This is a genomic window from Streptomyces sp. NPDC054757 (genome assembly GCF_053612185.1).
In genome coordinates, this window is sequence record NZ_JBSHBW010000002.1 from 494,716 (window position 1) to 509,406 (window position 14,691).

Genomic DNA, 14,691 nt, shown 5'->3' on the forward strand with positions numbered 1-14,691 from the left:
CGAAGGCGCGACCCGTCCAGCCCCCGGGAGCGCCGTCCGTCCAGCGCCCCCGGGAGTGCCGCCCGCGCAGTCTCGACCGGTGCCCGCGCAGTCTCGACGTTGCCCGCGCAGCCGCGACGGTGCCCGTACACATACCCGTCCGGTTGCACCTGGCCGGGGCCCCGTCCGGGTGCACCGGCCACGGGCCGTCTCAGTCCCAGGAGCCGCGTGCGGGCGGCAGCTCCGCGATCTCCGCGAGATCCTCCGCCGTCGGCGCCAGTTCCGCGGCGCGGGCGTTCTCCGTGGCCCACTGCTCCTGCTTGGTCCCCGGCACCGGCACCACCTGCGGCCCCTGCCTCAGCACCCAGGCCAGCGCCACCTGGGCCGGGGTCGCCCCGAGCCGGTCCGCGATCCGCCGCAGCCCCGCCACCACGGGCTGGTTCGCCGCCATCATCTCGGCCGTGAACCGCGGATGCCTGGCCCGCACATCATCGGGCTCGAAGCCCTGCCCCGGGGTGAGGGTGCCCGTGAGGAAACCGTTCCCCAGCGGCATCGCGGCCAGGAACCCCACCCCACGCGCCTCGCACCACGGCAGCAGGGTGTCGAGAGCGTCCCGGGACCACACCGAGAGTTCGGCCTGCACGGCGCTCACCGGGAAAACCTGCTGCACCCGGTCCAGCTGCCGGACCGTCCCGTCGTGCAGGCGGGCGCCGGAGCGCCGGGAGGCGCGCGCTCCCACCGCGCAGAAACCGAGGGCCCGCACCTTTCCCGCCGCTACCAGTTCGGCCATGGCCCCCCAGGTCTCCTCGACCGGCACCTCGGGATCGGCCCTGTGCAGCTGGTAGAGGTCGATCACATCGGTCTGCAGCCGCCGCAGCGAGGCATCGCAGGCCCGGCGTATATAACCGGGTCTGCCGTTGGCCACGATGTGCTGTTCGCCCGCCAGGAGGCCACACTTGGTGGAGAGGAAGACATCGGCCCGGCGCTCCCTCAGGACCCGGCCCAGCAGCAGTTCATTGGTGAACGGGCCGTACATGTCGGCTGTGTCGAGCAGGGTCGAGCCGGCGTCGAGTGCGGCGTGCACGGCGCGCAGCGAACGGTCCCCGCGTTGCTGAGAGCTGGTGTACGCCCAGCTCATCGGCATACAGCCGAGCCCGATAGCGCCCACTTCGAGCGCTGCCGCCCCGATTGTCCTGCGCTCCACCTGGCCGCATCCTCCCTCTTCCCGTCCCCCAAACTAACCTCCGGATCATGACTGCTGATGTGTGGCTCCCCTTCCCGCCCGACGAGATCGACGGCCTGCCCGACAAGCTCCGTTACCGGTTCTGGGACGGCGGTCCGCAGTACCCCGCCGACCCCGCCGACTGCGCCTATTACGTGGTCCCCTACATGAAGGGCACGGAGGTCGCGCTGCGCCCGCTCGGCGAGATGACGCGTGTGCGCGTCGTACAGACCCTCACGGCCGGTGTCGACGACGTACGGCAGGGCCTGGGCGGCCTCCACGCCGGCGTCCGGCTCTGCAACGCGCGTGGTGTGCACGAGGCGTCCACCGCCGAACTCGCCCTCACCCTGATGCTGGCCTCGCTGCGCGGGATACCCGATTTCGTTCGCGGTCAGCAGAGTGAGGACTGGCGGTCCGGTTTCCGGCCCGCGCTCGCCGACGGGACGGTACTGATCGTGGGGTACGGGTCGATCGGCGCCGCGATCGAGGACCGGCTCGTTCCCTTCGAGTGTGCGCGGGTGGTGCGCGTCGCGCGCTCCTCTCGCACTACGGAGCGCGGTCAAGTGCACGCATTCAACGAACTGTCGGAGCTGCTGCCGGGCGCGGACGTCGTCGTCCTCTCCACGCCGCTCACCGAACAGACCAGGGGGCTGGTGGACGCGGACTTCCTGGCGGGCATGAAGGACGGCGCGCTGCTGGTGAACGTCGCGCGCGGCCCCGTCGTCGACACCGAGGCGCTCCTCGCCGAGCTGGAGACGGAACGGCTGCGCGCGGCCCTCGACGTCACGGACCCCGAACCGCTGCCCGCCGGACACCCGTTGTGGCACGCGCCCGGCTGCCTCATCAGCCCCCACGCGGGCGGTGCCACCTCGGCGTTCACCCCCCGCGCCAAGCGGCTGCTGGCCTCGCAGCTGACCCGGTTCGCGGCGGGTCAGCAGCCGGAGAATGTCGTAATGACGACCGAATAGGCGCGTTCTGCAGGCGTTCGGATGCGCAGTGTGTCCACAACTCTCCTACTCGTAACGGAGCGTAGAGACGCTATGTCCCTGAGTGACGGTACTGGTGTATCGTCCGGTTGGGGGCTCCGCCGGGCAAGGTCACGGTGCGGGGGAGCGTACAGATTCCGAGGGGGCGACGGGCGATGCACGGCCAATGGACGAACCAGCTGACGCGGTGGGGCCATCGACGGCGTCCCCGGCGGACCACCCTGTGCAGAACGGGCCCATGCGGTGCGATGCCGCCGTTGGTGCCTCCGGGGGAGGAGCGGTGAGTGCGCCGGGGGCGCTGCTTGCCCGGCGGCCGGCCTCCGGCGGTCCGGCGGGCCTGCTCTCCCAGTTGCTCCTCGCCCTGGTGTGCGGAGGATATGCCGTCGGCTCCGCGTTCGACTGGGGCTCCACACAACTGGCCCTCGTGATGGGTGACTTCGGCCTCAGCTTCGCCGCAGCCCTGGCAGCGGTCTCCTGCTTCCTCTACGCGCGTACCCGGGAGATCAGGTTCCGGCCCGCCTGGCTGCTCTTCTCGGTCTCCTCCGCGATGGCCGCGCTGGGGAACGGGGTCTGGGGCTGGTACGAGGTCATCCTGCAGGTGCCGGTGCCCAGTCCGTCCCTCGCCGACCTCTTCTTCCTCTGCTTCGCGCCGCCTGCCATCGTGGGGCTGCTGGTGCTCGCCAAGCGCCCCGTCACCCGGGCCGGTTGGGTCTGCCTGGTGCTGGACGCCTGGCTCATCGGCGGCTCACTGCTGACGCTCTCCTGGAGCCTCGCGCTCGCGCACACCACGCGGCTGGAGGGCAAGCACGAGAGCGTGGCCCACGCGGCCCTCTCGCTCGCCTACCCGCTCCTGGACATCGTCCTGGTGTCCATGGTGCTCGCCCTGCACTTCCGCAGGTCCAACGCCAACCGATCCGCGATCAACACCGCCATCGCCGGGCTCGCGCTGACCGTCCTCTCCGATGCCCTGTTCACCTCGCCCCTGTTGCGCGCGAGTTACCACTCGGGCCAGTTGCTCGACGCCGGCTGGTTCGCGGGGTCGCTGCTCCTCGCGTACGCCCCGTGGGCGGCGCGGCGGGGAGCCAGCGGCTTCACCGGGACGGACCCGGTGCCCGTGGAGCGGGGAATCCGCCACGCGGGCCATCTGAGCCGCCCGATCGCCGGATCGCTCGCCGCCCTCACGCCGTATCTCGCCGCGGCGGTCTGCACCCTCGGCATCCTCGACAACGTGATCGACGGCCGCAGAGTGGACCGGGTGGTCGTCTTCACCGGCTGTACGGTCGTGCTCGCCCTGGTCGTACGACAGGGCATCATGCTCGTCGACAACATCGCGCTCACCCATGAGCTGGCCCAGAAGGAGAACCACTTCCGCTCCCTGGTGCAGGGGTCGAGCGATGTCATCATGATCGCCGCGCCCACCGGCATCCTGCGGTACGTCAGCCCCGCCGCCTCAGGCGTCTACGGGCGGGACGCCGAGGAGCTCATCGGCTCGGAGCTCGCCTCGCTCATCCACTCCGAGGATCTGGGGCGCGTCGTCCACGAGGTGCGGCGGTTTCTGGCCGCATCGCCCGCCACCGAGCCCACCACCCGGATCGAATGCCGCTTCCGGTCGGGCACCGGCGACTGGCTCAATGTCGAGTCCACGGTCAACCGCCACCAGGGCGGCCTGATCTTCAACAGCAGGGACGTGACCGAACGAGTCAGGCTCCAGGCGCAGTTGCAGCACAACGCCGAGCACGATCCGCTCACCGATCTGCCCAACCGTGCGCTCTTCACCGACCGGGTCCGCAAGGCGCTCGTCGGGCGCAGGGCGACGGACCACGGCACGGCGGTGCTCTTCATCGACCTGGACGGATTCAAGGCGGTGAACGACACCATCGGTCACCAGGCCGGGGACGAGCTGCTGATCCAGGCGGCCCGCCGCCTCCAGGAATCGGTCCGGGCCGCGGACACGGCGGCCCGGCTCGGCGGCGACGAGTTCGCGGCGCTGATCATCGGCAACGGCGGCCGGGACCAGCCCGCCCGCGAGTGCCAGGTCCACGAGATCGCCGACCGGCTGCGGCTGCGGCTCTCCGAGCCGTACCGGATCGAGGGCAGCGAGGTGCGGGTCGCGGCCTCCATCGGTGTCGCCTTCGCGGAGCCGGGCATCACCCCGACCGACCTGATGCGCAACGCCGACCTCGCCATGTACCGGGCGAAGGCCGGCGGCAAGAACCGCGTCGAGCTCTACGCACCGCAGATGCAGGCCGAGGTCGTCCGCAGGACCGAACTGACCGCCCGCCTCCGCTCCGCGCTGCACGACGGCGAATTCGCCCTGCTGCACCAGCCGGTGGTGAATCTCACCACCGGCCGGATCGCCGCCGTCGCCGCCCAGGCGCGCTGGCGGTCGACCCAGGGCATCCTCTTCACCCCGGCGGAGTTCCTCCAGGTCCAGGAGACCGGGGACATGGCCGAGGGCGCCCGCACCGGTGAGCTGGGCCGCTGGCTGCTGGAGGAGGCCGTCGAACAGGCCGCCGACCGTGGGGTCGCCGGGCACCAGGTGCCGGTGGCCGTGCGCCTCTCCGCCCGCAGGCTGCTGGACAGGTCCATGCCCCTCGGGTCCATCGAGGCGCTCCTCACCCGGCACGCGCTGCCCTCCGGCGCCCTGGTCATCGAGATCGCCGACAGCGATCCGCGGATCCCCTTCGAGGAGCTGGAGCGCCGTCTGATGGTCCTGCGCAGACATGGTGTGCGCATCGCCCTGGACGGGTTCGGCCGGGGCTACGCCGCGATAAACGCCCTTCGGCGGCTCCCCGTCGACGTACTCAAACTGGACCGCGGGCTGGTCGATGGGGTCGTGGAGTCGGCGCGGCTGCACAAGATCACCAGTGGGCTGCTGCGCATCGCCTGCGACCTGGGCATGCAGTCCGTCGCGGACGGGGTCGACTTACCCGAACAGGTGAGCGCGCTGCGCTCGATGGGGTGTACGCACGGGCAGGGCATGGCGTTCTCCGGGCCGCTCGACGAGTACCGGCTGCGCCGCTCCCTGAGCCGTTCGCGCTTCCCCCTGCCGGGCGGCACGGCCAGGCCGGTCCTGCTCGGAACACGGGGGACGCGGTCCTTCGCTGGTTCAAATAATGAGACGCCCGTCCCACCCACTTGACAGTAAGCAGGGGCCGGGAGGAAGGTCAGTGCCATGACCACCCGAATTCTCGTACTTGGAAAGCGCGTCGGCTGAAGCAGAGCTCCTCACCAGCTCCGCTCAACGCACCCGACGCGCTCCCCTCGCTTGCCTCACGGCACGGGGGGTTTTTTGTTGCACCAGCACCATCCGAACACCGTGAAAATCCCCGCAAAAACCCTCAGCTTCGAGAAGAGAATGCCGATGACCGAGCAGGCCACCGGGGCCCACCACCCGCAGCCGCGGGCCCGTAACGGCGGACCGTCGTCCGCCACCGTCGAGCACGTCACGGGCGCGCAGTCCCTCATCCGTTCTCTTGAGGAAGTCGGCGCCGATACGGTATTCGGCATCCCCGGTGGTGCGATCCTCCCGGCGTACGACCCGATGATGGACTCCACCCGGGTGCGCCACATCCTGGTCAGGCACGAGCAGGGCGCGGGCCACGCGGCCACCGGTTACGCACAGGCCACCGGCAAGGTCGGGGTGTGCATGGCCACGTCGGGTCCGGGCGCCACCAACCTGGTCACGCCGATCGCCGACGCGCACATGGACTCGGTCCCGCTGGTCGCGATCACCGGGCAGGTGGCTGCCGCCTCGATCGGTACGGACGCCTTCCAGGAGGCGGACATCTGCGGCATCACAATGCCGATCACCAAGCACAACTGGCTGGTCACCGACGCGGCCGACATCCCGCGAGTGATCGCCGAGGCGTTCCACGTCGCCGCGACCGGACGCCCGGGCCCGGTGCTGGTGGACATCGCCAAGGACGCCCTGCAGGCGCAGACGACGTTCTCCTGGCCGCCGCAGCAGGAGCTGCCCGGCTACCGGCCGGTCACCAAGCCGCACGCCAAGCAGATCCGTGAGGCCGCCCGGCTGATCGCGCAGTCGAAGCGCCCGGTGCTGTACGTCGGCGGCGGTGTCATCAAGGCGCACGCCACCGCGGAGCTCAAGGTGCTCGCCGAGCTGACCGGGGCACCGGTCTCCACCACGCTGATGGCGCTCGGCGCGTTCCCCGACAGCCACCCGCAGCATGTGGGCATGCCCGGGATGCACGGTGCGGTGACCGCGGTGACCGCACTGCAGAAGTCAGACCTGCTGATCGCGCTCGGCACCCGCTTCGACGACCGGGTCACCGGCAAGCTCGACAGCTTCGCGCCGGACGCCAAGGTCATCCACGCGGACGTCGACCCCGCCGAGATCGGCAAGAACCGCCTGGTGGACGTCCCGATCGTCGGGGATGCCCGGGAGGTCATCGCCGACCTGGTGCAGGCCGTCCAGGCCGAGCACACCGAGGGCACCATGGGCGCCGCCGCCCAGAAGCGGTACGCGGACTGGTGGACGGACCTGAACCGCTGGCGCGACACCTACCCGCTCGGCTACGACCTGCCCGAGGACGGCAGCCTCTCGCCGCAGCAGGTCATCGAGCGTATCGGCCGTGCCGCCGACGCGGACACGATCTTCGCGGCGGGCGTCGGCCAGCACCAGATGTGGGCCTCGCACTTCATCCAGTACGAGCAGCCCGCCACCTGGCTGAACTCCGGCGGCGCCGGAACGATGGGCTACGCGGTCCCGGCCGCGATGGGCGCCAAGGCCGGCATGCCGGACCGGATGGTCTGGGCGATCGACGGTGACGGCTGCTTCCAGATGACCAATCAGGAACTGACCACCTGCGCGCTCAACAACATCCCGATCAAGGTCGCCATCATCAACAACGGCGCCCTCGGCATGGTCCGCCAGTGGCAGACCCTCTTCTACAACCAGCGCTACTCCAACACGGTGCTGCACTCCGGCCCCGGCGCCGACGGCGTCGCGGCGGACGGCAAGGGGAGCGGCGGCACCCGCATCCCGGACTTCGTGAAGCTCTCCGAGGCCATGGGCTGTGTGGCGCTGCGCTGCGAGCGCCCCGAGGACCTGGACAAGGTCATCGCCGAGGCGAACGCCATCAACGACCGCCCGGTCGTGGTCGACTTCATCGTCCACGAGGACGCGATGGTCTGGCCCATGGTGGCCGCCGGTACCTCCAACGACGAGGTCATGGCCGCCCGCGGTGTCCGCCCCGACTTCGGCGACAGCGAAGAGAACTGAGACAGAGAGAGACCGACGACATGTCCACCAAGCACACGCTCTCCGTCCTGGTCGAGAACACACCGGGCATCCTCGCCCGGATCGCCGCCCTGTTCTCCCGCCGCGGCTTCAACATCGACTCGCTCGCCGTGGGCGTCACCGAACACCCCGACATCTCCCGCATCACCATTGTGGTGAGTGTCGAAGACCTGCCGCTGGAGCAGGTGACGAAGCAGCTCAACAAGCTGGTCAACGTCCTGAAGATCGTCGAACTCGAGCCCGGCGCTGCGATCCAGCGCGAGCTCGTCCTGGTGAAGGTCCGCGCCGACAACGAGACCCGCTCCCAGATCACCGAGATCGTCCAGCTGTTCCGCGCCAAGACCGTGGACGTCTCACCGGAGGCCGTGACCATCGAGGCCACCGGAGGGACCGACAAGCTGGACGCGATGCTGAAGATGCTGGAGCAGTACGGCATCAAGGAGCTCGTCCAGTCCGGGTCGATCGCCATAGGCCGCGGCGCGCGCTCCATCACCGACCGCAGCCTGCGGGCGCTCGAACGCAGCGCCTGAGCGGCCCCCGGGTGCCCGCCGAGCCGTTGGGCACCCGGCGGCCCCAGCCGTGCGCGCGGCGCCCGGCCGCTCGCATGGCGAGACCCGAAAACCTTCCCTCACCCGCCCGCCGTACGGTGGGCCGTAACACCTGCACACCAAGGAGATATCCCAGTGGCCGAGCTTTTCTACGACGACGATGCCGACCTGTCGATCATCCAGGGCCGCAAGGTCGCAGTCATCGGATACGGCAGCCAGGGCCACGCCCACGCGCTGTCGCTGCGTGACTCGGGTGTCGACGTCCGTGTCGGTCTGCACGAGGGCTCCAAGTCCAAGGCCAAGGCCGAGGAGCAGGGCCTGCGCGTGGTGACCCCCGCCGAGGCGTCCGCCGAGGCCGACGTCATCATGATCCTCGTCCCGGACCCGATCCAGGCCCAGGTCTACGAGGAGTCCATCAAGGACAACCTGAAGGACGGCGACGCGCTGTTCTTCGGCCACGGTCTGAACATCCGCTTCGACTTCATCAAGCCGCCGGCCAACGTCGACGTCTGCATGGTCGCCCCGAAGGGCCCGGGTCACCTGGTCCGCCGTCAGTACGAGGAGGGCCGCGGCGTTCCGTGCATCGTGGCCGTCGAGCAGGACGCGTCGGGCAAGGGCCTGGAACTGGCGCTCTCCTACGCGAAGGGCATCGGCGGCACCCGCGCCGGCGTCATCAAGACGACCTTCACCGAGGAGACCGAGACCGACCTCTTCGGCGAGCAGGCCGTGCTCTGCGGCGGCACCGCCGCTCTGGTCAAGGCGGGCTTCGAGACCCTCACCGAGGCCGGCTACCAGCCGGAGATCGCGTACTTCGAGTGCCTCCACGAGCTCAAGCTGATCGTGGACCTCATGTACGAGGGCGGCCTGGAGAAGATGCGCTGGTCGATCTCCGAGACCGCCGAGTGGGGCGACTACGTCAGCGGCCCGCGCATCATCACGGACCAGACCAAGGCCGAGATGAAGAAGATCCTCGGTGAGATCCAGGACGGTACGTTCGCCAAGAACTGGATGGACGAGTACCACGGCGGTCTGAAGAAGTACAACGAGTACAAGAAGGCCGACGCGGACCACCTGCTGGAGACCACGGGCAAGGAGCTCCGCAAGCTCATGAGCTGGGTCGACAACGACGACGCATAAGCCATGAGGACAGGGGGCCTTCCGGTGCGGAACGGCCCCCTGTCCACCGCGGCCAACCACGTACGGGTGATCCTTCCGTACTGGCGGAATAAGTGGGCCGCAACGCCACTACACTGCTCAGAACATACGCGTCAGGCCCACAGCGTCGTGCGTCTTCCACGCGCCCAGCCCCTCCGCCTGCGGCCGTCGGGACGGCCCTCCGCAACGGACTTGTGAGGACTACGTGAGCTCGAAACCTGTCGTACTCATCGCTGAAGAGCTGTCGCCCGCCACGGTGGACGCGCTGGGACCCGACTTCGAGGTCCGGCACTGCAACGGCGCCGACCGCGCGGAGCTGCTGCCCGCCATCGCCGATGTGGACGCGATCCTGGTGCGCTCGGCGACCAAGGTCGACGCCGAGGCCGTCGCCGCGGCCAAGAAGCTGAAGATCGTCGCCCGTGCCGGTGTCGGCCTGGACAACGTCGACGTCTCGGCCGCCACCAAGGCCGGCGTCATGGTCGTGAACGCACCGACCTCCAACATCGTCACCGCCGCCGAGCTCGCCTGCGGTCTGCTGGTCGCCACCGCGCGCAACATCCCGCAGGCCAACAGCGCGCTCAAGAACGGCGAGTGGAAGCGTTCGAAGTACACCGGTGTCGAGCTGAGCGAGAAGACCCTCGGCGTCGTCGGCCTCGGCCGGATCGGTGTCCTGGTCGCGCAGCGCATGTCGGCCTTCGGCATGAAGATCGTCGCCTACGACCCCTATGTACAGCCCGCGCGCGCAGCCCAGATGGGCGTCAAGCTCCTCTCGCTCGACGAACTCCTCGAAGTCGCGGACTTCATCACCGTTCACCTCCCCAAGACCCCCGAGACGATCGGCCTGATCGGCGACGAGGCGCTGCACAAGGTGCAGCCGCACGTCCGGATCGTCAACGCCGCGCGGGGCGGGATCGTCGACGAGGAGGCGCTCGCCTCCGCGCTCAAGGAGGGCCGCGTCGCCGGTGCCGGTCTGGATGTGTACGCGAAGGAGCCCTGCACGGACTCCCCGCTCTTCCAGTTCGACCAGGTGGTCTGCACCCCGCACCTCGGTGCCTCCACGGACGAGGCGCAGGAGAAGGCGGGTGTCGCGGTCGCCAAGTCCGTACGGCTCGCGCTCGCCGGGGAGTTGGTCCCGGACGCGGTCAACGTCCAGGGCGGCGTGATCGCCGAGGACGTCCGCCCGGGGCTGCCGCTCGCCGAGAAGCTCGGCCGGATCTTCACCGCGCTGGCGGGCGAGGTCGCGGCCCGGCTCGATGTCGAGGTGTACGGCGAGATCACCCAGCACGACGTCAAGGTGCTCGAACTCTCCGCGCTCAAGGGCGTGTTCGAGGATGTCGTGGACGAGACCGTGAGCTATGTCAACGCTCCGCTCTTCGCGCAGGAGCGCGGTGTCGAGGTCCGCCTGACGACCAGCTCCGAGTCGCCCGACCACCGCAATGTCGTCACCGTCCGCGGAACCCTCGCGGACGGCGAGGAGGTCTCGGTCTCCGGCACGCTGGCCGGTCCGAAGAACCTCCAGAAGATCGTCTCCGTCGGTGCGTACGACGTGGATGTCGCGCTCTCCGACCACATGGTCGTGCTGCGCTACGCGGACCGTCCCGGAGTGGTGGGCGCCGTCGGCAAGATCCTCGGTGAGGCCGGGCTGAACATCGCCGGTATGCAGGTCTCGCGGGCCGCGGTGGGCGGCGAGGCGCTGGTCGTCCTGACCGTCGACGACACCGTACCGCCGGCCGTGCTCGCCGAGATCTCCGACGAGATCGGCGCCGCCTCGGCCCGTTCGGTCGACCTGACCGACTGATCTCCGCTCGTCACCGCCGTACCCGGCTCATAGACGCATGTCTTACACAGGCGTCTATGAGCCGGGTACGCTGCTGTCATGGGACATCGTGAGGATCTGCTCGAAGGCGCCAAGCGCTGCCTCCTCGAAAAGGGGTACGCGCGGACGACGGCCCGCGACATCGTCGCCGCCTCCGGTACGAATCTGGCCTCCATCGGCTACCACTACGGTTCCAAGGAGGCCCTGCTCAACCTGGCCTTCCTCAAGGTGACCGAGGAGTGGGGCGACGCGGTCGGCGAGGACTCCGGGGTCGACCCCTCGGCCATCACCGATCCGTACGAGCGCTTCGAGGCGGTGTGGGGCAAGGTCATCGGTTCCTACGAGGACAGCCGGGCACTCTGGCAGCTCCAGCTCGAAGTGATCTCGCGGGTCGAGGACGATCCCGAGCTGCGCAAGGCCATCGCCGGGCCGCAGCAGGAGGGCCGCACCGGACTCGCGCAGAACTTCCAGGGCATCGACGAGGAGGCCGAGCCGGAGAAGGCCCGGACGGCCGGTCTCGTCTACCAGGCGCTGCTCGCCGGGGTGATGATGCAGTGGCTGGTGGATCCGGCGACGGCCCCCTCCGCGCGGGACCTCGTGGACGGACTGCGGGCGATCACCGGAGACGACCGGACCGGCTGACTCGACTGCCCGGACCGGATACCGCGACTCGGCCGTCCGGGGCCGACCACGCGACTCGGTCATCCGGGCCGGACGGCGTGCAGCGGACGGAACGGGCGGCGGGGACCGGCCCGTGGATGGACCGGTCCCCGCCGCCCGTTCGGCCGGTGTGGGGGCGTCAGCCGGCGGTGGGGGCTCCGGCCACCCGGCGTTCGCCGCCGTTCAGCTCCTGCCAGTACCGGTAGACATCGACCGCGCCGTCGTGCGACTCGTGGCGCATGGGCAGCCGGCGCTCGGTGTAGTCCTTGGCGAACTCGCCGTAGAAGGTGTCGAGTTCGAAGTACTTGCGGTCGTCGACATAGTGCGGCTCGTAGGCATCGCGGGTGGTGAGGAAGACCACCTCGTCGGGGGAGCAGTAGTACAGCGCCCCGAGGCACATCGGGCAGGGGTGGGCGAGGACGTAGATGGTGGCGCCCGCCAGGTGCTCCGTGCCCAGTTTCACGCATGCCTCACGGATGGCGAGGACCTCGGCGTGGGCCGTCGGGTCGTTGGTCTGGGCGACCTTGTTGGGGCTCTCGGCGAGGACGGCGCCGTCCTTGACGATGACGGTCGCGAACGGCCGGCCGCCGTCGGCGACGTTCTGCCGGGCGAGGTCGATGGTGCGCTGGGCGAAGTCCATGAGGATTCCTCCGGGATGTGAACGCGGGTGTGTGCGGGGGTGGCGGACGGGGACCGGATCCCGCTGCTCAGAAGGGCTTGGTGGGCAGGTACTTGCCGTCCAGGGTGATGATGGCGCGCTCGCCGCCCTCCGGGTCGGCGACCTTCCGCACGTCGAGCTTGAAGTTGATCGCGCTGATGATGCCGTCGCCGAACTGTTCGTGGACCAGCGCCTTGAGCGTGGTGCCGTAGACCTGCAGCATTTCGTAGAAGCGGTAGATCGTCGGGTCGGTCGGGATGCCGCCGGGGATCGAGCCCCGGGCCGGAATGGTCTGGAGCAGCGTCACCGCGTCGTCGTCCAGACCGAGCAGCCCGGCGACGGACTGCGCCGCCTCGGCGGGCAGGGCGTGCTGGCCGAGTACGGCGGCGGTGGTGAAGGCCGGGGACAGCCCTGCCGCGTCGGCGATCTGCTGCCAGGTCAGGTCCTTGCGGATCTTGGCCTCGACGGCGGCGACGGCCAGGTCCTGACGGGCGGTGGGGTCCAGCTGGGCATGGGTCATGAGCTTGGTACCTCTCGGTGTTCTGTGTGCCGCTTCCCGGGAGCCCGGCTGCGGCGGGTCATGAGCGGGTGGACGGCGAATCCGGGCGCGTGCCACGGCGGCCGGGTGCCAGGGGTGTACGGGGTCAGGCGGCCAGGGCGGTGCCGCGGCCGGTCACGGGGTCGAGCTCTTCGACGGTGCCGGTGGCGATGGAGTAGACCCAGCCGTGCAGGGCGACCGTGCCGGTGGCGAGGGCGCGGGCCACCGGGGGGTGGGCGGCCAGGTTCGCCAGTTGCGCGAGCACGTTCCGCCGGATCAGCGTGTCCACGGCTTCCGCTCCCGCTCCCGGGCGGGGCGTGGCCGTGGTGGGGCCGGCCGCGGGGGAGAGGTCCGCCTGCCGCAGCCAGTCGGCGACCGCCGGAGCGCCGGTCAGGTCGTGGCCCTCGGCCAGGGCGGTCATCGCGCCGCAGGCGGAGTGCCCGCAGACCACGATGTCGGAGACGCCCAGCACCGCGACGGCGTACTCGATGCTCGCCGCGATCCCGTCGGCGGCGCCGGACCCGTGGGCGGGAACGAGGTTGCCCGCCGTGCGGATCACGAACAGCTCGCCCGGTTCGCTGGCGCAGATCAGCTCCGGCACGACGCGGGCGTCGGAGCAGCCGATGAACAGTGCCGTCGGGCGGTGATGGCCCGCCAAGTGGGCGAAGAGCTCCGCCCTGGGGGGAAAGATGTCCCGCTTGAAGCGCCGTACTCCTTCGGCGAGGCCGCCCATGGCCACTCCTTTCGATGGACGCCGGGCCCCGTGGGCCGGTCGGAATCCAGCGTGCACGACCTGTGGCTATAGCGTCCAAGACGTACTGGCCATCATTTCTATCGATGACATCTATAACGGCGTCTACAGTGGGAGACATGGCCCTGGAACTGCGTCATCTCCGCTATCTGCTCGCCGTGGCCGAGCACGGCAGCTTCACCCGCGCCGCCGAGGACCTGCGGATCTCACAGCCGACCCTCTCCCAGCAGATCAAGCAGCTGGAGCGCGGTGTGGGGGTGCAGCTGCTGGACCGTACCGGCCGCGCCGTCTGTCTCACCGACGCGGGCGAGGCGTACGCGCACTACGCACGCCGGGCGCTGCGAGACCTGGCGGCCGGTGAACGGGCCGTCGCCGATGTCCAGGACCTCTCCCGGGGCAGCCTTCGGCTCGCGGTGACCCCGACCTTCACCGCGTATCTGGTCGGGCCCCTGGTCGCCGAAGTGCACACCCGCCATCCCGGTATCGCCCTGGACGTAAAGGAGATGACGCAGGATCACATCGAGTCCGCCCTGCTCGCCGACGCACTCGACCTGGGAATCGCCTTCGACGGCCCGCATCTGCCCGGTATCGCCGCGACTCCCCTCTTCACCGAGACCCTCAGCCTGGTCACCGGCAGTCCCGGTACGGAAGGTGGCGGGCCGCTGCCCGTCGGGGCCCTCGCCGAGCGCCATCTGGCCCTGCTCAGCGACGACTTCGCCACCCGCGGCCACATCGACGCCTACTTCGCCGGGCAGCGGGTCAGCCCCCGCATCATGGTGGAGGCCAACTCCATCCAGGCGCTCACCGAGATCGTCCGGCGCACCGCGCTGGCCACCGTCCTGCCCGACGCCATCACCCATGACCACCCGCACCTCCACCCCGTCCCGCTGGAACCGCCCCTTCCGCGGCGCACCGTGGCGCTCCTCCGGCGCGAGAGCGGATACCGGAGCGCCGCCTCCCGCGCCTTCACGGACGTCGTCCGGCACCTCCTGAGGGCCCGCGGCTACATGCCCGCCTGACTGAGCCCGTACGGCGGGAGAGGCGGGAGCCGTTTCTGCCGGAGCCGCGGCAGGGAGCGCGGCTTCGCGAGCCGCCTGCCCCGGGCAGACGGCGGG

At 70.1% G+C, this 14,691-nt stretch carries 12 protein-coding genes; 8 read left to right on the top strand and 4 right to left on the bottom strand.

Going from position 1 to position 14,691, the window contains the following annotated elements; translation table 11 throughout:
• Positions 1-190: 190 nt before the first annotated feature.
• Positions 191-1,183, bottom strand: a complete 993-nt coding sequence (locus ACWGKJ_RS04980) for an aldo/keto reductase (protein ID WP_385017736.1) — start codon at positions 1,181-1,183, stop codon at positions 191-193.
• Between the two features lie 47 nt (positions 1,184-1,230).
• Between ACWGKJ_RS04980 and ACWGKJ_RS04985 the strand changes: the two genes are divergently transcribed.
• From ACWGKJ_RS04985 to ACWGKJ_RS05015, 7 genes are all read left to right on the top strand, one after another.
• Positions 1,231-2,169 (top strand): 2-hydroxyacid dehydrogenase, encoded by a 939-nt coding sequence (locus ACWGKJ_RS04985; protein ID WP_385017739.1) that lies wholly within the window; start codon positions 1,231-1,233, stop codon positions 2,167-2,169.
• Positions 2,170-2,467: 298 nt separating this feature from the next.
• A complete protein-coding gene (locus ACWGKJ_RS04990; protein ID WP_385017742.1) occupies positions 2,468-5,329 on the top strand; it encodes a putative bifunctional diguanylate cyclase/phosphodiesterase in 2,862 nt (953 codons plus the stop codon).
• Positions 5,330-5,545: 216 nt separating this feature from the next.
• The gene (locus ACWGKJ_RS04995) at positions 5,546-7,432 is read left to right on the top strand and encodes an acetolactate synthase large subunit (RefSeq protein ID WP_385017842.1); all 1,887 of its coding nucleotides are present in this window, start codon (positions 5,546-5,548) and stop codon (positions 7,430-7,432) included.
• Positions 7,433-7,452: 20 nt separating this feature from the next.
• Complete coding sequence (gene ilvN / locus ACWGKJ_RS05000) at positions 7,453-7,980, top strand: acetolactate synthase small subunit (RefSeq protein WP_385017744.1); 528 nt, start codon at positions 7,453-7,455, stop codon at positions 7,978-7,980.
• Positions 7,981-8,133: 153 nt separating this feature from the next.
• Complete coding sequence (gene ilvC / locus ACWGKJ_RS05005) at positions 8,134-9,135, top strand: ketol-acid reductoisomerase (RefSeq protein ID WP_385017747.1); 1,002 nt, start codon at positions 8,134-8,136, stop codon at positions 9,133-9,135.
• Positions 9,136-9,358: 223 nt separating this feature from the next.
• Positions 9,359-10,951: a phosphoglycerate dehydrogenase gene (serA, locus tag ACWGKJ_RS05010; protein WP_385017750.1), complete on the top strand. Its 1,593-nt coding sequence runs from the start codon at positions 9,359-9,361 to the stop codon at positions 10,949-10,951.
• 78 nt (positions 10,952-11,029) lie between these two features.
• Positions 11,030-11,611 carry a TetR/AcrR family transcriptional regulator gene (locus tag ACWGKJ_RS05015; RefSeq protein WP_385017753.1) on the top strand — a complete coding sequence of 194 codons (582 nt, stop codon included), beginning with the start codon at positions 11,030-11,032 and terminating at the stop codon, positions 11,609-11,611.
• Between the two features lie 157 nt (positions 11,612-11,768).
• Here ACWGKJ_RS05015 and ACWGKJ_RS05020 read toward each other — a convergent pair whose 3' ends face one another.
• The 3 genes from ACWGKJ_RS05020 to ACWGKJ_RS05030 form a co-directional block, all read right to left on the bottom strand.
• Positions 11,769-12,269 carry a nucleoside deaminase gene (locus tag ACWGKJ_RS05020; protein ID WP_385017756.1) on the bottom strand — a complete coding sequence of 167 codons (501 nt, stop codon included), beginning with the start codon at positions 12,267-12,269 and terminating at the stop codon, positions 11,769-11,771.
• A 67-nt stretch (positions 12,270-12,336) separates the two neighbouring features.
• Positions 12,337-12,807, bottom strand: a complete 471-nt coding sequence (cynS, locus tag ACWGKJ_RS05025) for a cyanase (protein ID WP_385017759.1) — start codon at positions 12,805-12,807, stop codon at positions 12,337-12,339.
• 124 nt (positions 12,808-12,931) lie between these two features.
• Positions 12,932-13,558: a carbonic anhydrase gene (locus tag ACWGKJ_RS05030; protein ID WP_385017762.1), complete on the bottom strand. Its 627-nt coding sequence runs from the start codon at positions 13,556-13,558 to the stop codon at positions 12,932-12,934.
• A 137-nt stretch (positions 13,559-13,695) separates the two neighbouring features.
• Here ACWGKJ_RS05030 and cynR point away from each other — a divergent pair, with 137 nt between their 5' ends.
• Positions 13,696-14,595 (top strand): transcriptional regulator CynR, encoded by a 900-nt coding sequence (gene cynR, locus ACWGKJ_RS05035; RefSeq protein WP_385017765.1) that lies wholly within the window; start codon positions 13,696-13,698, stop codon positions 14,593-14,595.
• Positions 14,596-14,691: the final 96 nt, after the last annotated feature.

Excerpts from the sequence above, each read along its gene's own strand:
- ACWGKJ_RS05030 (WP_385017762.1), bottom strand. The coding sequence starts at position 13,558 with ATGGGCGGCCTCGCCGAAGGAGTACGGCGCTTCAAGCGGGACATCTTT.
- cynR (WP_385017765.1), top strand. The coding sequence starts at position 13,696 with ATGGCCCTGGAACTGCGTCATCTCCGCTATCTGCTCGCCGTGGCCGAG.
- ACWGKJ_RS04995 (WP_385017842.1), top strand. The coding sequence starts at position 5,546 with ATGCCGATGACCGAGCAGGCCACCGGGGCCCACCACCCGCAGCCGCGG.
- ACWGKJ_RS05015 (WP_385017753.1), top strand. The coding sequence starts at position 11,030 with ATGGGACATCGTGAGGATCTGCTCGAAGGCGCCAAGCGCTGCCTCCTC.
- cynS (WP_385017759.1), bottom strand. The coding sequence starts at position 12,807 with ATGACCCATGCCCAGCTGGACCCCACCGCCCGTCAGGACCTGGCCGTC.
- ACWGKJ_RS04985 (WP_385017739.1), top strand. The coding sequence starts at position 1,231 with ATGACTGCTGATGTGTGGCTCCCCTTCCCGCCCGACGAGATCGACGGC.
- ilvN (WP_385017744.1), top strand. The coding sequence starts at position 7,453 with ATGTCCACCAAGCACACGCTCTCCGTCCTGGTCGAGAACACACCGGGC.
- ACWGKJ_RS05020 (WP_385017756.1), bottom strand. The coding sequence starts at position 12,269 with ATGGACTTCGCCCAGCGCACCATCGACCTCGCCCGGCAGAACGTCGCC.